This is a genomic window from Actinomadura sp. 1N219, from assembly GCF_044326405.1.
Classification (GTDB): Bacteria; Actinomycetota; Actinomycetes; order Streptosporangiales; family Streptosporangiaceae; genus Spirillospora.
Genome location: NZ_JBIRAY010000001.1, coordinates 132,766 through 153,174, shown reverse-complemented (window position 1 = coordinate 153,174; position 20,409 = coordinate 132,766). Strand labels below are relative to the sequence as shown.

Sequence of the window (20,409 nt, the reverse complement as noted above, 5' to 3'; positions counted from 1 at the left end):
CACACGTCCCAGGGGTTTAATCTTGGCGAGGCACAGACGGCACTTTAAGGTTCATTGACCTACGGCCTGGACGAGAGGAGAACACGTGGAGACCCCCTCCGCACGCCCGCGCGGTGGACGGCGCGCAGCCGTGGCTCTCGTGGCCTTCGCCGCCGCGCTGCCGCTGGTCGGCACCGCCACCCCGTCCGCCGCGGCGCCGCCCGCCCTGGCCGCGCTCAACGCCTACGCCGCCGACCCCGGTGACAGCAAGAAGTTCGCCCAGCTGAACCGGCAGATCGAGAAGCTCGACAAGGAGTACGGCGGCGACCTGGCCAAGCTCAAGGACGTCCAGTACGCCGCGGAGAAGTCGCTCAAGAAGGCCAAGGACCTGCAGCAGGACCTCATCGAGGCCCGCAACCTCGTCGCCCAGCTCGCCGCGACCCAGTACATGATGAACGGCGAGGACCCCACGGTCACCTTCGTGACGGACGCGAGCCCGAGCGACCTCCTCAGCAACGCGTCCCTGGTCAGCCACCTGTCGCAGAACAAGGCCGCGAAGGTCGCGCAGATCCAGAAGCTCGTCAACGACCAACTCCAGGCCCGCAAGCAGGCCCAGGCGAAGATGGCGGAGCTGAAGAAGGAGATCAAGGACCTGCTCGGCCGGAAGGCCAAGATCAAGGCCCTGGTCAAGCAGTACAAGCCCGAGTCGCCGAGCATCGGCATGGGCGGCATCACCGCCCGCATGCTCAAGGCCAAGAACACCATCGACCTGGAGACCGGCCCGTTCCCCGTGATCGGCTGCACGCGTCCCGGCGACCCGCAGGACCACGGCAGCGGCCGCGCCTGCGACTTCATGGTGACGACCGGCGGCGCGATGGCCACCGGCAGCGCGCAGGCCCAGGGCGACCAGGCCGCCCAGTACGCGATCTCCCACGCGAGCGCCCTGGGCATCAAGTACGTCATCTGGCGCCAGCGCATCTACGACATGCGCAGCCCCGGCTGGCGCATGATGGAGAACCGCGGCGGCACCACCGCCAACCACTACGACCACGTCCACGTCTCGGTCTTCTAGACGTATCTCGCCCTGACCAGGGCCGCAGTTCACGAGACGTCCCGAGAGGGCACATCCAGGGCACTCGCGCTCGGAATCGTTCCCCAGGTGTCATCAATCGCCCGGCGCATCGGCCATGCACCCACCGCTTGGCCCACGGCACCATCGCCACGTGTGCTATCCGAACCACACAGTCGACCCAGGAAACCGGCGCTGCAGGGTGACGACCGCCGTAGATGAAAGAACCCATCACCTACTACTCGCTTCCTTGGAAGCCGCGAACGACGCCCGCTCACGCAGCTAAAACACAGGCGAACTCCGCGCCGCGCCACGTCCGCCGACCCGACCCGGCCCGGCCGGTGCGGGGTGCGCGCCGCCACCTGGTCACCACGCCTGTGAGAGGTCAGTAACCCGCGTTTGGCTGGTTTCCAGTGGCCGGACGGGCTGAAAGACGGTCATCCATGAGGCTTAGGCACGGATTGGCAGTTGGGGTACACAGGATCCGGGACAGGCGCTAGCTGTGCTTACTACTTGGAGTAGTTGTGATCATTTCTGTGCGCGCGTACAGCTAAGGACCGTGCCCCGAACAGGCGCACTTCGAGGCCACGGCAGGCGGGCATGGCAGGCAAGGTGATCTGCCCTAGCCAGGGAGCCCTCCAGGATTTACCGTGAAACGGTTGCTACGGAAGTTTCGTCTCACGTGCTCATCCCAGGAGGGTGCGATGTGGAGCTTGCTGGCCGACAGGGCAGTAGTCGTCGGGTTACAGGCAACGCAACCAGAGCCGTGGCAGTACTACACGGCAATGTTCCTCGGCACGATCATTGGCATAGCAATTGCAGTATTTGTCATTAATCGCTGGGTGGAGCCTAAAGCTCTTCGAGAGAGGGACGAATGGGAGCGCCGAGTGGCAGCGGAACAGGCGCGTCGGATCGCCGAGAGGGAGGCCATGCGGGAGTCCCAGAAAGCCTGGAAGGCCGAGCAGGAGGCTGCCGAGCGCAAAGCCGCCCAGCGGAGGGCCGCCGAACTGGAGGCCGAGCGAGCAGAAGCCGAGCGAACAGCCGAGCGCATGCGTCAGGCCCTTGACCAGGAGGCCGCCGAGATCGCGCGTCGGGCCAGGATAGACGCGCTTCGGGCTGCGGAGGACCTGGCCCGCACACATCACAAGGACAGGTATTGGCTCCCGGACTGAAGCAAGCACGGAGCAATCGCGGAACGGACGGCCCCAGTTGTGCACGGTGGGGCCGTCCGTTTGCTGGTCTGGGGGTGGCTAGTTGTGCCGGGTTGGTTGGGTCGGGCGCATGGGGGTGGTCACTGGGGGGAGTGCCATTAGGGCGGCTGCTGTGCCTAGCCCGGACCCGCCCGTGTCCAGGCCGTACCCAGGAGGACGGCGGCGGCCGTGAGCTGTCCAGGACGGCTGGGATGCATATGCGCTCCAGAGGAGGCGGGAGGTGTTTCCAGCCTTGGACGGCCGCCGTCCGGAAGGTGTTCAGCGCTCGCGGGGCCGAGAACTGTTCGAGGATTTGCGCCCTGTTCTAGCGCGAAGGGCGCCTCCGAAAGCGGAGGCGCCCTTTGTGTGGTGGGGTTAGTCGGCGTAGCTGGGGAGCATGTGTTCGTGGGACTCGCGTAGTTCGTGCAAGGGGATGCTGAACAGTTCCTGCTGGTCGCCTTCTGTGCCTCGGCCGGTGACGGTCAACGCGTCGCCGCCCGCCACCCCCAGTTGGGCGACGGGGACGCCCGCCGACTCGCAGAGGGCCGCCAGGCGGGCCTCGGCGCCCGGCATGACGACGACCATGGCGCGGGCGACGGACTCGCTGAACAGCGCGACGAACGGGTCGCCGTGCAGCGTGATCTTGGCGCCCAGGCCGCCGCGCAGGCACGACTCCACCAGGGTCTGGGACAGGCCGCCGTCCGACAGGTCGTGGACGGCGGTGACCAGCCCGTCCCGGACGGCGTTGACCAGCACGGACGCCAGCGACGCCTCCGCCTTCAGGTCCACCAGCGGCGGCAGGCCGCCCAGGTGGCCGTAGACGACGTGCGCCCATTCCGACCCGCCGAACTCCTCCCGGGTCTCGCCGAGCAGCGCGATCGTGGCGCCGTCGGTGGTGAGCGACATGTTCACGCGGCGGCGGACGTCGTCGTGGACGCCGAGGACGCCGACGACCGGGGTCGGGTTGATCGCCGTGGCGCCGGTCTGGTTGTAGAAGCTGACGTTGCCGCCGGTGACCGGGATGCCGAGGTACTGGCAGCCGTCAGCGAGGCCCTCGACCGCGCGGGCGAACTGCCACATGACGCCCGGGTCCTCCGGGGAGCCGAAGTTGAGGCAGTTGGTGACGGCGAGGGGTCGCGCGCCGGTGGCGGCGACGTTGCGGAACGCCTCGGAGAGGGCAAGCTGTGCGCCCGCGTACGGGTCGAGGCGCGTGTAGCGGCCGTTGCCGTCCAGGGACAGGGCGATGCCCAGCCCGGACTCGTCGTCGATGCGCACCACGCCCGCGTTCTCCGGCATGGCCATCACGGTGTTGCCCATGACGTAGCGGTCGTACTGGGACGTCACCCACGTCTTGCCCGCGAGGTTCGGCGACCCCGCCAGCCAAAGGACGGTACGGCGCAGCTCGTCGCCGTTGGACGGACGGGTGAGCCGCCCTGGCGTGTCGGACTGCAGGGCCCCGAGGTCCCTCGGCGGCTCCAGCGGACGCTGGTACACCGGCCCCTCGTCGGCGGCGGTGACCGGCGGGATGTCGACGATCGTCTCGCCCCGCCACGTCATGACGAGGCGTCCGGTGTCGGTGACCGTCCCGATCACGGTCGCCGGGATCTCCCAGCGGGCGCAGATGTCCATGAAGCGGTCGACCTTGCCGGGCTCGACCACCGCCATCATGCGCTCCTGCGACTCGCTCATGAGGATCTCCTCGGGGAGGAGCGTCTCGTCGCGGAGCGGGACGGAGTCGAGGTCGACGTGCATGCCGCCGGTGCCGGCCGCGGCCAGCTCCGTCGTCGCGCAGGACACGCCGGCGGCGCCGAGGTCCTGGATGCCGACGACGAGGTCCTCGCCGAACAGCTCCAGGCAGCACTCGATCAGCAGCTTCTCCATGAACGGGTCGCCCACCTGGACGGACGGCCGCTTCCGGTGCGACTCCTCGTCGAACGTCGCCGAGGCGAGCACGGACGCGCCGCCGATGCCGTCCGGGCCCGTCAGCGCGCCGAAGAGGATCACCTTGTTGCCGGGGCCCGGGGCGACGGCGCGCTTGATGTCCTCGTGCTTCATCACGCCGACGCAGAGGGCGTTGACCAGCGGGTTCTGCTCGTAGCAGGAGTCGAAGACGGTCTCGCCGCCGATGTTGGGCAGGCCGAGCGAGTTGCCGTAGCCGCCGATGCCCGCCACCACGCCGGGCAGGACGCGCTGGGTGTCGGGGGCGTCCGCCGGGCCGAAGCGCAGCGAGTCCATGACCGCGACCGGCCGCGCACCCATCGAGATGATGTCGCGGACGATCCCGCCCACGCCGGTAGCCGCGCCCTGGTAGGGCTCCACGTAGGACGGGTGGTTGTGCGACTCCACCTTGAAGGTGACCGCCCAGCCCTGGCCGATGTCGACGACACCGGCGTTCTCCCCCATGCCGACCAGCAGCTTGTCGGTCTTCGGGGCCTTCTCGCCGAACTGGCGCAGATGCACCTTGGAGCTCTTGTACGAGCAGTGCTCGCTCCACATGACCGAGTAGATCGCCAGCTCGGACGACGTCGGACGGCGGCCCAGGATGTTGCGGACGCGCTTGTACTCGTCCTCGTTCATGCCCAGCTCGGCGAACGGCTGCGGACGCTCCGGGGACGCGGCGGCGATGGCGACCGTGTCCGTCCCGGCGTAGACCGTCGCCGGCGCCTGGATGGCCGGTTGCGGGCCCGTCCCGCGGCCTATGGCGGGTTGCGGCCCGGTTCCGGCACCGATGGCGGGCTGGGGGCCCGTGCCGGGGCCTACGGCGGCCTGCGGGCCGGTGCCCGTCCCGATGGCGGGCTGGGGGCCCGTGCCGGGGCCAACGGCGGGCTGAGGGCCCGTCCCACGGCCGACTGCGGGAAGTGGGCCCGTGCCGGGGCCGACGGTGGGTTGCGGGCCGGTGCCGGGACCGACCGCGGGCTGCGGGCCTGTACCCAGGCCGGCGAAAGGCTGCGGGCTGGTGCCGTGGCCGACGGTGGGCTGAGGGCCCGTATTCGGGCCGACCGCCGACTGCGGGCCCGTCCCGGAGCCGACTGCGGACTGCGGGCTCTGGCCGGGGCCGACCGCGGGTTGCGGGCCTGTTCCGGTGCCGATGGCGTGCTGCGGGCCTGTGTTCGGGCCGACCGCGGGTTGCGGGCCGGTGCCCGTCCCGACGGCGGGCTGGGGGCCGGTGCCGGAGCCTACGGCGGGCTGAGGGCCCGTACCCGTGCCGATCACGGGCTGCGGGCTGGTGCCGGGCCCCACGGCGGGCTGAGGGCCCGTGTTCGGGCCGACCGCGGGCTGCGGGCCGGTGCCCATTCCGACCGCGGGCTGCGGGCCGGTGCCCGTCCCGACGGCGGGTTGCGGGCCGGTGCCGGAGCCGGGGCCGTGCCCGGCCGGGTTCGCGGACGGGGCGGCGGGGTTCGTGTATTCGCCCACGTCAGGAGTGGTGAGCGTCGGGTCCGCCAGGGTGGACGAAGGGTCGCTGGACGCGCGCTCCTCTGCCAGGGCGCGAGCGAACGCCTGCTCCGGCCCGCCGAGCGAACCGCCGAGCGGACCGGACGGACCGCCGAGCGGCGCTTCGAGAGGGCCGGGGGCGGGCTGGGCCGCGACGAACGCCGCCTGCACGGCCGGGTCGACCCGGATGGCCGGATCGACCTGGACGGCGGGCTCGGGCCGGACGGCCGGTTCCGGCCGGACCGGCAGCGCGGACGGGTCCGCGGGCTTGGCCTCTTCGAGCATCGCCTCGAACGCCTGGGTCACCGAGGGGTCGACCGGCTGGAGTTCGGGGTCGTCGGCGTCGGACTTGAGCTCGCCGAGCCACTCCATCGAGGGCTCGTCCGGGGACTCCCCGGTCGCTCGCGCGGGGGGCTGGGGTCGTTGCTCGCTCATGCGGTGACCAAACTCTTGACGATCGAGGTGAAGAAGCCGAGCCCGTCGGTGGACGGGCCGGTCAGGGACTCCACGGCGTGTTCGGGGTGGGGCATGAGCCCGACGACGTTGCCGGCCTCGTTGCAGATGCCGGCGATGTCGTCGAGGGAGCCGTTGGGGTTCAGGTCGACGTAGCGGGCGACGATGCGGCCGGAGTCGGCCAGTTCGGTCAGGGTCTCGCGGTCGGCGGTGTAGCGGCCGTCGCGGTTCTTGACCGGGACCACCAGCTCCTGCCCCTCCCGGTAGTCCGTGGTCCATGCGGTGTCGACGTTCTCGACGCGGAGCCGCTGGTCGCGGCACACGAAGTGCAGGCCGGCATTCGGCAGCAGCGCGCCGGGGAGCAGATGCGACTCGCACAGCACCTGGAAGCCGTTGCAGATGCCGAGGACCGGGAGGCCGGCGCCGGCGGCGGCGACCAGCTCGGTCATCAGCGGGGCGAACCGGGCGATCGCGCCGGCGCGCAGGTAGTCCCCGTAGGAGAACCCGCCGGGGAGGACGACGGCGTCGACCCCCCGCAGGTCGTGGTCGCCGTGCCACAGGGCGACCGGCTCGGCGCCGGACAGCCGCACGGCGCGTGCGGCGTCCCTGTCGTCGAGCGAACCTGGGAAGGTGATGATCCCGACCCGGGCAGCGTCCATCTCTTCTGTTCCTCCGAAATGAGGGGCGGCCGGGACGGGCGGGTCGTACCGCCGATCACCCCGATGCGCGTCGATTCTCCCCCGCGCGCGTACCAATCTACCCGGCGCTGTGCATGAGCCTGCGGTCGAGGCGCTGTACCAGGGCCCCGTCGCGCCAGGTCAGCCGCTTCCGCAGGTGGACGACGGTGCCCCTGTCGGGCGTGGAGTCGATGTCCAGATCGTCCACCAGCGCACGCATGATCTTAATGCCGCGGCCGGATTCGCTCAAAATCCCCCGTTCCTCGGGGGCCGGCCGGGGCCCGCGGCCCCGGTCCGTGATCGTGAGGGAGCAGACGCTCTCGTCCACGCGTCCGGCGACCTCGTAGTCGCCGGTGGCGCGGGAGTGCTGGACGACGTTCGTGCACGCCTCGGAGGCGGCGACCAGGACGTCGTCGACGCAGTCCGCGGAGACGCCCAGCCCCCGCAGCGCGTCTCCCACCACCCGCCGGACCACCGGGATGCTCAGCGCCTCGCACGGCAGCGAGAGCGAGATCCTCATATCCACCCGGACACCTCGTGTCCGCTCCAGGCTTGCCGACCGTTCCCCCGGTCCCGGAGCGTGCTCGACGACTCGACGCAGCTAACAGTTCCCCGGTGGAATCTTCCGTAATCGCTATAGTCGCGGGTCTTTCACAGACGCCCCGTTGGCACGATCTAAGCCCGGCCGACGCCTGGAACGCACCAATGCCTTCCGGAATCGAACGGTATTCCGCGCCATTCCACGTCAGAGGACGCGAAGCTCGTAGTTCTCGATGACGGGGTTCGCCAGCAGCGTCTCGGCGATCTTGCCGACCCGCTCCAGCGCCGCCTCGTCGGCCTCGCCCTCCAGCTCCACCTCGAACCGCTTGCCCTGCCGGACGGCGACGATCCCGTCGAACCCGAGCTGCGGCAGCTTCCGGGCGATGGCCTGACCTTGCGGGTCGAGGATCTCCGGTTTGAGCATGACGTCGACGACGACACGCGCCACGGCAGCCCCCTCACTCATCAGCAACTTTCCTTACGATCCTGAAGCGTACGGCACCATGGCCCATCACAGCCCACCTGCGTCCCCGCCGTCCTCCAGCCCCTGCCTCACCCGCACCCCCGGAGCCGCCCGATGAACATCGAGGACCTGACCCCGACGGAGCGCCGCCTCTGGGAGGCGTTCCCGAAGGGCGAATCCGTCGACCTGTCGTCCGGCGACCCCGCGTTCGACGACATCGGGCAGGCCGACCGCTGGGGGCACGACCGAGTGGTCAGGGCGGAGGTCCTCGTGGCGCTGCTCGTCGGGGCCGTGGAGCCGGAGCCGGGGCAGGTCGCGGCCGTGCGGCTCGGCGGGGCCCGCGTCACCGGCTCGCTGAACCTCGGGCACGCGGACGTCAGCGTCCCGCTGGCGCTCACCGGCTGCTCGTTCGACGAGGCGCCGCACCTGTACTGGGCGAGCATGAACAGCGTCCACATGATGCGGTGCCGGCTGCCGGGGCTGATCGCGTCCGGGACGCGGGTGGACGGGCATCTGTGGCTGGAGGGCAGCCGGATCACCGGCGGGCTGTGGCTGGACGGGGCGAACATCACCGGCATCCTGAACATGTCGGGCGTCCAGCTGAGCAATCCGGGCGGGGACGCGCTGCTCGCCGACCGCCTCACGGTCGAGGCGAACGTGTACTGCGACCAGGGGTTCACGTCTAACGGGGAGGTCCGGCTGCCCGGCGCCCGGATCGGCGGCCAGCTGATCCTGCGCGGCGCGCGGCTGAGCAACCCGTCCGGTCCCGCGCTGTACGCGAGCCGCCTGGACGTGGCCGCGAACGTGTTCTGCGACGGCGGGTTCACCGCCGAGGGCGAGGTCCGGCTGCGCGGCGCCAGCGTCGGCGGGTACCTGTCGTTCGTCGGCGCGCGGCTGTCCGCGCCGGGGCGCACCGCGCTGAACGCCGACGACCTGACCGTCGAGACCGACATCTACTGCTCGGACGGCTTCACCGCGGTGGGTGCCGTCAGCTTCTCCGGCGCCCGCGTCACCGGCCAGCTCAGCCTGCGCGACGCCCGGCTGCGGCACGACCAGGGGACGGCCCTCAGCCTGCAGCGCGTCCAGGCCGAGGAGCTGCTGCTGCGCACCGCCGAGCCGATCCAGGGCACCGCCGACCTGTCCTACGCCCGCATCAACCTGCTGCGGGACGACGCCGCGTCCTGGCCGGAGCGCCTCCAGCTCGACGGCCTGCAGTACGAGACGCTCGAACCGCCGCTGACCGCCCGCCAGCGCCTCGACTGGCTCCGCCGCGACACCGACGGCTACGCCCCGCAGCCCTACGAGCGCCTCGCCGCGACGTACCGGGCCCTTGGCCTGGACGCCGACGGACGCTACGTCCTGCTCGCCAAGGCCCGCGACCGCCGCCGGACGCAGGGCCTCTCCCGCAAGATCGTCGGCTGGATGCAGGACGGCCTGGTCGGCTACGGCTACCGTCCGTTCCGCGCGGCGAGCTGGCTGATCGGGCTGCTCGCCTTCGGGACGATCGTCTTCTCGCTCCACAAGCCGGACGTCCTCGACAGCGGCCAGAAGCCGCATTTCAACCCGTTCTTCTACACCCTGGATCTCATCCTGCCGATCGGCACGCTCGGGCAGGAGATGGCGTTCGCGCCCAAGGGCGTCTACCAGTGGATCGCCAACTTCATCGTCGCGGCTGGGCTCGTCCTCGGACTGACGGTCGCGGCGGGCGTGACCAGGGCACTCTCCCGCGAGTAGGCCCCGCGTCCACGCCCGGCCGGGTGGTGTGCGTCACGTTTGCGTCAAGGGCCAAGGGCGGGGGTAGGTGTGCCCGTGGCAGGACTTGCATGGCGGGGTGTGAGGTCTGCCACGATGGCATAAGCGGCCTTTGTCCCTTACCGGGGTCGGAGGCCGTGGACATCGGCCGACCGTGCGGCGATCCCGCGCGCCGGCCCCGAACGAGGAGTGTCATCGATGACGATCGACTCCGTGCGCGGCGCGCCTGATACCCCCGAGCTGGCCGAGCCCGAACTCGTCCAGCTGCTCACCCCCGAAGGGGAGCGCGTCGAGCATCCCGACTACCCCCTGGACCTCAGCGCCGAGGAGGTACGCGACCTCTATCGCGATCTGGTGATCGTCCGGCGGCTCGACCTTGAGTCCGTGGCGCTGACCCGGCAGGGCGAGGTGGGCCTCTGGCCCTCGCTGCTGGGGCAGGAGGCCGCGCAGATCGGGTCCGGACGCGCGCTGTCCGAGAACGACATGGTCTTCCCGACCTACCGGGAGCACGGCGTCGCCTGGTGCCGGGGCGTGGACCACCTCAACATGATCGGGTTGTTCCGCGGCGTCAGCCACGGCGGCTGGGACCCGACCGAGCACAACTTCCACCTGTACACGGTCGTGATCGGCAGCCAGACGCTGCACGCGACGGGCTACGCGATGGGCGTCCAGCGCGACGGCGTCCTCGGCACGCCGTCCGCGGCCGGGACCATCGCCTACTTCGGCGACGGGGCGACCTCGCAGGGTGACGTGCACGAGTCGTTCGTCTTCGCGTCCGTGTTCAACGCGCCGATCGTCTTCTTCTGCCAGAACAACCAGTGGGCCATTTCCGAGCCGCTTGAGAAGCAGTCGCGGATTCCGCTCTACCGCAGGGCGCAGGGCTACGGTTTCCCCGGCCTGCGGGTGGACGGCAACGACGTGTTCGCCTGCCTGGCCGTCACCAGGAAGGCCCTGGAGAACGCCCGGACGGGCCAGGGCCCGACGCTCATCGAGGCGTTCACGTACCGGATGGGCGCCCACACCACCACGGACGACCCCACGCGCTACCGGCTGAAGGCCGAAGAAGAAGCCTGGAAGCTCAAGGACCCGATCGAACGCGTCAAGGCGTATCTGGTGCGCAATGACCTCGCCGAGACGGGATTCTTTGAAAAGGTCGAGGACGAGGCCAAGCAGCTGGGCCGGGAATTGCGCGAAGGGTGTCTGTCGATGCCCGATCCGCAGCCGTTGGCGATGTTCGAGAACGTTTACGCGGAATCGCATCCGCTGATGACCGAGGAGCAGGAGCAGTTCGCCGCCTATCTGGCGTCGTTCGAGGGTTCCGGCGAGGAGGGGTCCCGATGACTACGCTCACCCTCGGAAAGGCCATGAACGAGGGCCTGCGCAAGGCCATGGAGAACGACCCGAAAGTCCTCGTCATGGGCGAGGACGTCGGGAAACTCGGCGGGGTGTTCCGCATCACCGACGGTTTGCAGAAGGACTTCGGCGAGGAACGCGTCATCGACACGCCGCTGGCCGAGTCCGGCATCGTCGGGACGGCGATCGGCCTCGCCCTGCGCGGCTACCGTCCGGTGGTGGAGATCCAGTTCGACGGGTTCGTGTTCCCCGCCGCCGACCAGATCATCACCCAGCTCGCCAAGATGCGGATGCGGTCGCTCGGGTCGCTGTCGCTGCCCGTCGTGATCCGGATCCCGTGGGGCGGCGGCATCGGCGCGGTGGAGCACCACTCGGAGTCGCCCGAGGCGTACTTCACGCACACCGCCGGGCTGCGCGTCGTGGCGTGCTCGAACCCGCTGGACGCGTTCGCGATGATCCAGCAGGCGATCGCCTCGCCCGACCCGGTGATCTTCTTCGAGCCGAAGCGCCGGTACTGGGACAAGGCCGAGGTCGACGTCGAATCCACGGCCGCCGACTGGGCGCCGCTGCACGACGCGCGGATCGTCCAGCCGGGCGAGCACGTGACCGTCCTCGCGTACGGGCCGTCGGTGAAGACGTGCCTGGAGGCCGCCGCCGCTGCCGCCGAGGAGGGCCGGACGCTGGAGGTCATCGACCTGCGCTCGCTCAACCCGCTCGACATCGGCGCCGTCGTCGATTCCGTGAACCGGACCGGACGCTGCGTCGTCGTCCACGAGGCGCCGGTGTTCAGCGGGTTCGGCGCCGAGCTGGCCGCGCGGATCACCGAGCGGTGCTTCTACCGGCTGGAGTCGCCGGTGCTGCGGGTCGGCGGGTTCTCCGCGCCGTACCCGCCGTCCCGCAACGAGGACCACTACCTGCCCGATCTCGACCGCATCCTGGACGCGGTCGACCGAACCTTCGCGTGGTGACGCCGGTGAGCCAGCCGAAGATCTTCAATCTGCCGGACGTGGGCGAGGGCCTGACGGAGGCCGAGATCGTCAAGTGGCACGTCCAGCCCGGCGACACGGTCGAGATCAACCAGACCATCGTCGAGATCGAGACCGCCAAGGCGATCGTGGAGCTGCCCTGCCCGTTCGAGGGCGTGGTGACCGAGCTGATGGTCACCGAGGGCGCGACCGTGGACGTCGGCTCCCCGATCATCTCCGTGGACGCCGGCGGCGAAGGCGGCGTCGCGACGCCGGTGTCGGAGCCTCCGGCGCAGGCCGCGGCGCTGCAGGAGACGGAGGCCGTGCCGACCGCCAGCGAGCCGGGCATGGTGTCGTCGGAGGCGCCGCCGAAGCGGACGCCCGTGCTCGTCGGGTACGGCGTCAAGGAAGGGGCGACGAAGCGGCGTCCGCGTAGGCAGGCGAACGGCGCACCGCCCCCGCCCGCCGCTCCTCCCGTCCAGCGGACGGCTCCCCCGGCACCCCCGGCGGTTCGTCCACAGGCTGTGGACAACGGGTTGCCGCTGGCGAAGCCGCCGGTCCGGAAGATGGCCAAGGACCTCGGGATCGACCTCGGGGCGATCACCGGCTCGGGCCCGCAGGGCTCGATCACCCGCGACGACGTCCTCGCCGCCCAGTCCGGCGCTGCGCCGGCCGTGCCCGCCCAGGCGGGGGCGCGCGAGGAGCGGGTGCCGGTCAAGGGCGTCCGCAAGGCGACCGCTGCCGCGATGTCCGGTTCGGCGTTCACCGCGCCGCACGTCACCGAGTTCCTCCAGGTGGACGTGACCCGCACGATGGAAACGGTGAAACGCCTCCGGGAGCTGCCCGAGTTCGCGGACGTGAAGGTCTCCCCGCTGCTGCTGGTGGCGCGGGCGCTCCTCACGGCCGTGGCGCGGAACCCGCAGGTCAACTCCACCTGGGCGGACGGCCCGTCCGGCGCGGAGATCGTCGTCAAGCGGTACGTGAACCTGGGGATCGCGGCGGCCACGGAGCGGGGGCTGATCGTCCCGAAGGTGAAGGAGGCGCAGGACCTCGACCTGCCGGGACTGGCCCGCGCGCTGCAGGAGCTGACGGACAAGGCGCGGGCGGGCAAGGCGTCCCCGGCCGACCTGTCCGACGGCACGATCACGATCACGAACGTCGGTGTGTTCGGCGTGGACTCCGGGACCCCGATCCTCACCCCGGGCGAGGCCGCGATCCTGGCGTTCGGCCAGATCCGCGACATGCCGTGGGTGCACGAGGGCGAGCTGGCGATCCGGAAGGTCACCACGCTGTCGCTGTCGTTCGACCACCGGATCGTGGACGGCGAGCTGGGGTCGCGCGTCCTCCGCGACGTCGGCGCCATGCTGGAAGACCCGGTTCGCATGCTGGCCTGGGGCTGAGCGGAGATTCGTAGGGCCGGTGCCGCGCGCGTCGTGGCACCGGCCCCTTGCGTTCAAGGGGTTCAGGGGGTTCAGGGGCGGGGCGGGTTGTCCTCGTCGTACATGCGCTCGTCCCGCTGTTTCGATTGGAACCGCGGCCCGCGCTGCTGCATGCGGGACATCATCAGCAGCTGGAGCAGGAACGTCGCCCCGCCGACAATGATCAAGATGACGCCGATGATGTGGATGTCCACCGGGTCGGTCATCGCATCCGGCTTGATCGCGAACTTCAGGATCAGCCCGAGCGTGATCGTGAAAACACTGACACCGAGACCCATCGATGACCTCCGCCAGACGATCCGTGTGCGTGCTCTTTAACTATCCGTTCGGATAGCCCGTCACACGTCGGACGATGCCCTACGAGACGGGGACCCTGTCGAATTTTCCGAAGGGGCCCGCGTCGAGGACGACGGACGTGACGTTCCCCGGCGGCGCCGGCAGGTAGACGAAGCCGCGGACGGGCTGCTTCACGGCGGTGCGGAACACGGCGCGTCCGGGGTCGACGTAGGCGCTGGGGCCGCTCGGCGTCCTGGGCCCGATGCGGACGGCGCGGTACACGTCCTTCCCGCCCGGGACCTGGATGGAGAAGGACGTGAACACGCCGCCGGGGTAGTCGGTGTGCGCGTAGGAGGCGTCCTGCGGGGTGACTCCGGGGCCCTCGTTCATGATCTCGAAGACGGCGACGATGTAGGCGCCGTCCCGGTAGAACGGCTTGACGTCCAGGCGGCGCTTCGCCGTGCCGAAGGTTCCGGAGCGGCTGGCGACCGTCTTCCCGTCCTGCGCACGGAACGCCGCCGCCGCGGGCACCGCCCCAGGCCCTGTCGCGCTCGGTCCGCCCGTCGCGCCCGGTGTGCCCGTCGCGCCCGGTGTGCCCGTCGCGCCCGGTGCACCCGGTGCACCCGGTGCACCCGATGGCGGCTGTTTGACCTGGTAGGAGATCTCGACGCGGCGGTTTCGGGCGCGGGCCCTGGCGTCGTCGGCGCCGCCCTCCCTGGCGACCGGCTCCGTCTCGCCCTTGCCGCGCGCGGTGAGGGTGAACCCGCTCCGGAGCCGCGTCTTCAGCTCCTTCATCACGGCGTCGGCGCGCTGCTGCGACAGTTTCAGGTTCTTCGGATCGTCGCCCTTGGTGTCGGTGTGCCCGGCGAGCGTCACCGGGCCGGTGGCCTTCGTCTTGATCTGCTGCGCGGCCTCGTCCAGGACGGCCTTCGCGCGGCTCGACAGCTTCGCCGAGCCGGTGCCGAACAGCACGTCGGCGTGCAGGTCGACCGTCATGTTCGAACCGCTGGACGCGATGTCCTTGATCTCGCTCTCGGTGATGTCGTACAGATCGACGGGATTGCCGCCCGCGCCGGGCCCCGGCGGCGTGCCCCCCGAAGGCGGCGTGATTCCGGTGGACGGCGTCGTCCCAGGAGGGCGCGAGGACTGGTTCGGTGGCGGCGACAGCGGCGAGGGCGCGGTCGCGGCGTACGGATCGAACCCGCTGGACGGCGTCGACGACGGCCCCGCGGCCAGCCCGCCCGGCTGCCCGAACCCCCCTGACGGCGGCGAGAACCCGGGCGGAGGCGAGAACCCAGGTGGCGGAGAGAAACCGGGCGGGGGCGAAAAGCCAGGCGGCGGTGAGAAGTTAGGCGGTGACGAAAAGCCGCCGGACGGCGCGGAGCCGCCCGGTGGCGTGGACGAGCCGCTCCCCACCGGAATCCCCGTGAACTCGCCCGCCGTCCCCGGTGTGATCACGGTGACCTTCTGGACGTCCGGCGGAAGCGCCGGATACTCGGCCGCCATCTCGCGGGTCGCGTTAGGCGCGAACGCGGCCCCGCTCGTCGACCCCGTGGGTTTGTAGAGCTTGCGCCCGACCGGGTCGAGCAGCTCGATCGCGAACGGGACGGACTTCGTGGCCGAGTCCAGCGACGTCACGGTGTAGCGCAGCACCGCCTTGGCGGCCTGCCGTTCCACGCCCTTGATCTCGACGCGCGCGTGCAGGCCGTCCGCGCTCCCGAACCAGCCCTCCTTCGCGAACCCCTGGGTGGCGGGCGACCCGTCCAGGCCGACCGTCGGCGGGTCGCTCATCTCCGCCTTGCCGGCGTCGGCGCAGCCGGCGATCAGGGCGAGCCCGGTGAAAGAGACGGCGAGAGGCAGAGCGCGCATCGGTCATCCGGTCAGGGGGAGGGCCAGGGGGAGCCGGGCGGGGACGGTCGCGCCCACAGTAGCGACACGCGGCGGGCCCCCGCCAACATCCCAGCGAGGGCCCGCCACGCGAAACGATCAGCGGCTCAGAAGGCCGCTTCGGGCAGCTCCATCACGTCCAGATCGGTGGCCTCGGCGATGGCGCGTTCCGATGCCAGCCGCGGCAGGACGGTCCGGCAGAAGAACTGCGCGGCCGCGACCTTGCCCGTGTAGAACGCCTCGTCCGAATCGGAAACGCCTCCGCCGCTGAGCGCGGTGAGCGCGATCTCGGCCTGGCGGCTGAGCAGCCAGCCGACGATGAGGTCGCCGAGCGCGAGCAGCAGCCGGGACGTGTTGAGCCCGATCTTGTACAGCTCCTTCGGGTTCTCCATCGAGCCGAGCGCCCACCCGACCATCGGGTCGATGATGCCCTGGACGTCGTCCAGCGCCCGGCCGAGCAGTGCCCGCTCGTTCTTGAGCCGGCCGTTGCCTGCATCGGAGCCGGCGAACGCCCTGATCTCCCCGACGAGCACCTTCAGCGCCTCGCCGTTGTCCCGGAGGATCTTGCGGAAGAACAGGTCCTGGCCCTGGATCGCGGTGGTGCCCTCGTACAGGGTGTCGATCTTGGAGTCGCGGATGTACTGCTCGACCGGGTAGTCCTGCAGGAAGCCGGACCCGCCGAGCGTCTGCAGCGACTCGGCGCCGAGCAGCGCGTACGCCCGCTCGGACCCGAAGCCCTTCACGATCGGCAGCAGCAGGTCGTTGACCTTCTCGGCGGTCTCGTCCTTGCGGCCCTCGAACTCGGCGATCTGCACGGCGTCCTGGTAGGACGAGGTGAGCAGCACCAGCGCCCGCATGCCCTCCGCGTACGCCTTCTGCGTCATGAGGCTGCGCCGGACGTCCGGGTGGTGCGTAATGGTCACGCGCGGGGCGGTCTTGTCGGTCATCTGCGTCATGTCCGCGCCCTGGACGCGCTCCTTCGCGTACTCCAGCGCGTTCAGGTAGCCGGTCGACAGCGTGGCGATGGCCTTCGTCCCGACCATCATCCGCGCGTACTCGATGACGAGGAACATCTGCTTGATGCCCTCGTGGACGTCCCCGACCAGGTACCCGACCGCCGGGTCCTTCTCGCCGAACGTCAACTCGCAGGTCGTGGAGACCTTCAGGCCCATCTTCTTCTCGACGTTCGTCACGTACACGCCGTTGCGCTCGCCCAGCTCCCCGGTCTCCAGGTCCACCAGGAACTTGGGGACGAGGAACATCGACAGCCCCTTGGTGCCGGGCCCCGCGCCCTCCGGACGCGCCAGCACCAGGTGGAAGATGTTCTCCGCCATGTCGTGCTCGGCCGAGGTGATGAAGCGCTTGACGCCCTCGATGTGCCACGTTCCGTCCGGCTGCTCGACGGCCTTGGCCCGGCCCGCGCCGACGTCCGACCCGGCGTCCGGCTCGGTCAGCACCATCGTGGCGCCCCACTGCCGCTCAAGGGCCAGCTCGGCGAACCGCTTCTGCTCCGGCGTGCCGATGCGCCACAGGATCTGCGCGAAACCGGGACCGGACGCGAACATGTAGACCGCCGGGTTCGCGCCGAGCACCTGCTCCGCGACCGCCCAGGTGAGGGAGCGCGGGGCGCGGCTGCCGCCGAACTCGGGCACGAGGTCGAGCCGGTACCACTCGGCGTCCATCCAGGCCTTGAAGGACTTCTTGAAACCGTCAGGCATGGCGACGGCGCCGGTCGCGGGGTCGAACACCGGCGGGTGGCGGTCGGCGTCCTCGAAGGACGCGGCGATCGGCCCCTCGGCCAGCCGCCGGACCTCGTCGAGGACGCTGCGGGCGGTGTCCTCGTCGAAGTCCTCGTACGGGCCCGAGCCGAGGAGGTCCTGGCGCCTGAACACCTCGAAGAGGTTGAACTCCAGGTCGCGGAGGTTGCTCTTGTAGTGCCCCATACGAGCCTCCGTCAAAGTCCCGCGGACCCCCGTCGACGACCGGTCCCGCTGCATGTACTGGTCAGTAACCCACCATCATGCTACCCGCTGGTAACCGATGTGGAACACCCCGGGGAGGTTCGGTGGGAAGATCGTGTGAACGATCACCCCACCCCCCGCGACAGCAGTTCACCCGCGGCAGAAAGAGGAGGTGCACATGAAACACAGGGAGGCGGAGGTCCCGAGACTGACCGTCATCGGGACCGGCTACCTCGGGGCCACGCACGCGATATGCATGGCGGCGCTCGGCTTCGAGGTCCTCGGCGTGGACGTCGACCGGCACAAGATCGGCAGGCTGGCGTCCGGCGAGGTCCCGTTCTTCGAACCCGGACTGCCCGAGCTGCTCACCAAGGCGCTCGACTCGGGCCGGCTCCGGTTCACCACCTCCTACGAGAAGGCGGCCGGCTTCGGCGACGTCCACTTCCTGTGCGTCGGGACGCCGCAGCTCCCCGGGTCCGACGCCGCCGACCTGACCTACGTCGACGCCGCCGTCCGCTCCCTGGCCCCGCTGCTGCGCCGCCGCGCCCTCATCGTCGGGAAGTCGACGGTGCCGGTCGGGACGGCGCGGCGCCTCACCGGCATCGTCGGCGACCTGGCTCCCGCGGGCGCCGACGTCGAGCTGGCGTGGAACCCCGAGTTCCTCCGCGAGGGCTTCGCCGTCGACGACACGATGCGCCCCGACCGGCTGGTGTTCGGCGTCGCGTCCGACTGGGCGTACGAGCGGCTGCACGCCGTGTTCAAGCCCGTCCTCGACCTCGGCACCCCCGTGATCCGCACGGACCTCGCCACCGCCGAGCTCGTCAAGGTCGCCGCCAACTCCTTCCTCGCCACCAAGATCTCCTACATCAACGCGATGGCGGAGGTGTGCGAGGCCGTCGGCGCCGACGTCAAGGACCTCGCCGACTCCCTCGCGCTCGACGACCGGATCGGCGGCAAGTTCCTGCGTCCCGGGCTCGGCTTCGGCGGCGGCTGCCTCCCCAAGGACATCCGGGCGTTCGCGCACCGCGCCGAGGAGATCGGCGTCGGGCAGGCCGTGTCGTTCCTGCGCCAGGTGGACGACATCAACCGGCGGCGCCGCGCCCGCACCGTCGACCTCGTCGGCGAGGTGCTCGGCGGCGAGGTCACGGGCAAGCGCATCGCCGTGTGGGGCGCCGCGTTCAAGCCCAACTCCGACGACGTCCGCGACGCTCCCGCGCTGGACGTGGCCCGCACCATGCACGGCCTCGGCGGCGACGTCCGCGTCTACGACCCGGCGGCCCTCGACAACGCCCGCCGCGCGTTCCCCGAGCTGCGGTACGGCGACAGCGCGTTCGACGTGGCCGGGAACGCCGACGTCGTCGTCCTGCTGACCGAGTGGTCGGACTTCCGCGAGGTGCGTCCGGAGGCGCTGGCGGAGGTCGTCCGGCACAAGCGGATGGTGGACGGACGGCACGCCCTCGACGCGGCGCAGTGGAGATCGGCGGGCTGGGAGTACCGGGCGCTCGGCAGATCCTGACCGCCCGGCAGATCCCGGGAATGTCCTTCGGCACAGGGCCGTTGGGGCTGGTGAGGGCCAGTGGTCCCTCCCGGACGAGGTGCGTCGTACCCGGCAGGCCAAGACGACGCGTGACAGCAGTCGTCTCGCCCACCGGGAGGGTGCACCATGGCCTGGATCCTCGTCATCGCCGCCGGTCTCTTCGAGGTCGCGATGGCCCTGTGCCTGAAGGGCAGCAAGGGCTTCACCGAACCATTGCCGTCCATCGGCTTCCTCGTCTTCGCCGTGACCAGCTTCGGCCTGCTCAGCCTGGCGCTGAAGAACCTCGACGTCGGCACCGCCTACGCGGTGTGGGTCGGGATCGGCGCGGTCGGGACGGCGACGCTGGGCATGCTCCTGCTCGGCGACCAGGTGTCCGCGCTCAAGATCGCCGCGCTGGCGTTCATCCTCGTCGGCGTCGTCGGCCTCAACCTCGCCGGAGGCGGCCACTGACGGCCGTTCATCGGCGGCCGTCAACGCGGCCATTCGCAGGTCACGAGGGCGCTCAGGAACGTAATCTCCCGTAACAGCGTCTATGGGCGTAACACGTCTATGGGACGAGGGCGCCCGGACGCATGGGACGGGAGCGCCCGGAGTGCTCGCAAACGGGAGGACGGACCTTGGTCTTCAAGAAGCTGCGGCAGGCGATGGGCATCGGCGGCCCGTCGATCGAAACGATCCTGCACGACCCGAACACCAGGCCCGGTGGCGCCGTCACCGGAGAGATCACCATCATCGGCGGCCAGCACGACTCCGACATCAAGTCGGTGAACCTCGCCCTGCGCACCAGGGTCGAGATCGAGTCGGGCGACAACGAGTACAGCTCCAACCTGGAGTACGCCAAGCTGCCGGTGGCCGGTGCATTCGAGCTGGACGACGGCGCCCGGCACAGCATCCCGTTCCAGTTCGCCATCCCGTGGGAGGCGCCGCTCACCCACATGTACGGGCAGCCGCTGCGCGGCACCACGGTCGGTCTCGCGACCGAGCTGGAGGTCCAGGGCGCGATCGACCCGGGCGACCTCGACCCGATCGCCGTGCACCCGCTGCCCGCGCAGGAGCGGATCCTCGCGGCGTTCTCCAACCTCGGTTTCCAGTTCCGCAACGCCGACTGCGAGAAGGGGCGCATCTGGGGCGTCCACCAGGAGCTGCCGTTCTACCAGGAGATCGAGTTCTATCCTCCGAGCACGTACGCGCGCGGCATCAAGCAGCTTGAGGTGACGTTCGTGTCGTACCCGCAGTCGATGGAGGTCGTGCTGGAGCTCGACAAGCGCGGCGGCGCGTTCACCGAGGGGCGCGACGCGTTCAGCCGGTTCACCGTCGACTACGCGAGCGTCGAGCAGACCAACTGGGAGCAGCAGCTCGACGGCTTCCTCAAGGACGCCGGGCGCCGCCGCGGCTTCTTCTAGACCGTCCAGCCGACTGTGGGATCCCCTCCGCGA

General features: G+C 70.4%; 16 protein-coding genes and 1 riboswitch. Of the genes, 9 read left to right on the top strand and 7 right to left on the bottom strand.

The genetic code is table 11. From position 1 onward, the window contains the following. Nucleotides 1-130: 130 nt before the first annotated feature. Both ACH35V_RS00760 and ACH35V_RS00755 read left to right on the top strand, forming a co-directional pair. Nucleotides 131-1,051 (top strand): coiled-coil domain-containing protein, encoded by a 921-nt coding sequence (locus ACH35V_RS00760; protein WP_395969518.1) that lies wholly within the window; start codon nucleotides 131-133, stop codon nucleotides 1,049-1,051. Nucleotides 1,052-1,752: 701 nt separating this feature from the next. Further along, nucleotides 1,753-2,220: a hypothetical protein gene (locus ACH35V_RS00755; RefSeq protein ID WP_395969517.1), complete on the top strand. Its 468-nt coding sequence runs from the start codon at nucleotides 1,753-1,755 to the stop codon at nucleotides 2,218-2,220. Between the two features lie 393 nt (nucleotides 2,221-2,613). On the opposite strand, the gene purL is transcribed toward ACH35V_RS00755, so the two are convergent. The 4 genes from purL to purS all read right to left on the bottom strand — a co-directional run bounded on the left by purL (nucleotide 2,614) and on the right by purS (nucleotide 7,788). After that, nucleotides 2,614-4,815: a phosphoribosylformylglycinamidine synthase subunit PurL gene (gene purL, locus ACH35V_RS00750; RefSeq protein WP_395971113.1), complete on the bottom strand. Its 2,202-nt coding sequence runs from the start codon at nucleotides 4,813-4,815 to the stop codon at nucleotides 2,614-2,616. 1,286 nt (nucleotides 4,816-6,101) lie between these two features. Then, nucleotides 6,102-6,782 carry a phosphoribosylformylglycinamidine synthase subunit PurQ gene (purQ, locus tag ACH35V_RS00745; protein ID WP_395969516.1) on the bottom strand — a complete coding sequence of 227 codons (681 nt, stop codon included), beginning with the start codon at nucleotides 6,780-6,782 and terminating at the stop codon, nucleotides 6,102-6,104. Between the two features lie 97 nt (nucleotides 6,783-6,879). Then, a complete protein-coding gene (locus ACH35V_RS00740) occupies nucleotides 6,880-7,320 on the bottom strand; it encodes an ATP-binding protein (protein ID WP_395969515.1) in 441 nt (146 codons plus the stop codon). Between the two features lie 225 nt (nucleotides 7,321-7,545). After that, nucleotides 7,546-7,788 (bottom strand): phosphoribosylformylglycinamidine synthase subunit PurS, encoded by a 243-nt coding sequence (gene purS, locus ACH35V_RS00735; protein WP_171064619.1) that lies wholly within the window; start codon nucleotides 7,786-7,788, stop codon nucleotides 7,546-7,548. 129 nt (nucleotides 7,789-7,917) lie between these two features. On the opposite strand from purS, the gene ACH35V_RS00730 reads away from it, so the two are divergent. The 4 genes from ACH35V_RS00730 (at nucleotide 7,918) to ACH35V_RS00715 (ending at nucleotide 13,273) form a co-directional block, all read left to right on the top strand. Further along, nucleotides 7,918-9,537, top strand: a complete 1,620-nt coding sequence (locus ACH35V_RS00730) for a hypothetical protein (protein ID WP_395969514.1) — start codon at nucleotides 7,918-7,920, stop codon at nucleotides 9,535-9,537. A gap of 216 nt (nucleotides 9,538-9,753) precedes the next feature. Next, entirely contained in the window at nucleotides 9,754-10,896 is a 1,143-nt protein-coding gene (gene pdhA, locus ACH35V_RS00725) for a pyruvate dehydrogenase (acetyl-transferring) E1 component subunit alpha (RefSeq protein ID WP_395969513.1), read from the top strand. Then, nucleotides 10,893-11,876 carry an alpha-ketoacid dehydrogenase subunit beta gene (locus tag ACH35V_RS00720; RefSeq protein WP_395969512.1) on the top strand — a complete coding sequence of 328 codons (984 nt, stop codon included), beginning with the start codon at nucleotides 10,893-10,895 and terminating at the stop codon, nucleotides 11,874-11,876. The genes pdhA and ACH35V_RS00720 overlap by 4 nt, the downstream gene beginning before the upstream one ends. Nucleotides 11,877-11,881: 5 nt before the next feature. Beyond that, nucleotides 11,882-13,273 (top strand): dihydrolipoamide acetyltransferase family protein, encoded by a 1,392-nt coding sequence (locus tag ACH35V_RS00715; RefSeq protein WP_395969511.1) that lies wholly within the window; start codon nucleotides 11,882-11,884, stop codon nucleotides 13,271-13,273. Between the two features lie 71 nt (nucleotides 13,274-13,344). Here ACH35V_RS00715 and ACH35V_RS00710 read toward each other — a convergent pair whose 3' ends face one another. From ACH35V_RS00710 to ACH35V_RS00700, 3 genes are all read right to left on the bottom strand, one after another. Next, on the bottom strand, nucleotides 13,345-13,611 hold the full coding sequence (locus ACH35V_RS00710) for a DUF6458 family protein (RefSeq protein ID WP_395971112.1): 267 nt from the start codon (nucleotides 13,609-13,611) through the stop codon (nucleotides 13,345-13,347). Nucleotides 13,612-13,669: 58 nt separating this feature from the next. Next, nucleotides 13,670-15,457 (bottom strand): OmpA family protein, encoded by a 1,788-nt coding sequence (locus ACH35V_RS00705; RefSeq protein ID WP_395969510.1) that lies wholly within the window; start codon nucleotides 15,455-15,457, stop codon nucleotides 13,670-13,672. A gap of 125 nt (nucleotides 15,458-15,582) precedes the next feature. Continuing rightward, on the bottom strand, nucleotides 15,583-17,418 hold the full coding sequence (locus ACH35V_RS00700; RefSeq protein WP_395969509.1) for an acyl-CoA dehydrogenase: 1,836 nt from the start codon (nucleotides 17,416-17,418) through the stop codon (nucleotides 15,583-15,585). A 196-nt stretch (nucleotides 17,419-17,614) separates the two neighbouring features. Here ACH35V_RS00700 and ACH35V_RS00695 point away from each other — a divergent pair, with 196 nt between their 5' ends. From ACH35V_RS00695 to ACH35V_RS00685, 3 genes are all read left to right on the top strand, one after another. Continuing rightward, the gene (locus ACH35V_RS00695; protein WP_395969508.1) at nucleotides 17,615-18,952 is read left to right on the top strand and encodes a UDP-glucose dehydrogenase family protein; all 1,338 of its coding nucleotides are present in this window, start codon (nucleotides 17,615-17,617) and stop codon (nucleotides 18,950-18,952) included. A gap of 49 nt (nucleotides 18,953-19,001) precedes the next feature. Then, a riboswitch (guanidine-III (ykkC-III) riboswitch) is annotated at nucleotides 19,002-19,065 on the top strand. A gap of 34 nt (nucleotides 19,066-19,099) precedes the next feature. Then, nucleotides 19,100-19,423, top strand: a complete 324-nt coding sequence (locus ACH35V_RS00690) for a DMT family transporter (RefSeq protein WP_395969507.1) — start codon at nucleotides 19,100-19,102, stop codon at nucleotides 19,421-19,423. A gap of 167 nt (nucleotides 19,424-19,590) precedes the next feature. Next, nucleotides 19,591-20,376, top strand: coding sequence for a sporulation protein (locus ACH35V_RS00685; RefSeq protein ID WP_395969506.1), 786 nt, complete (start codon nucleotides 19,591-19,593; stop codon nucleotides 20,374-20,376). The last annotated feature ends 33 nt before the right edge of the window (nucleotides 20,377-20,409 follow it).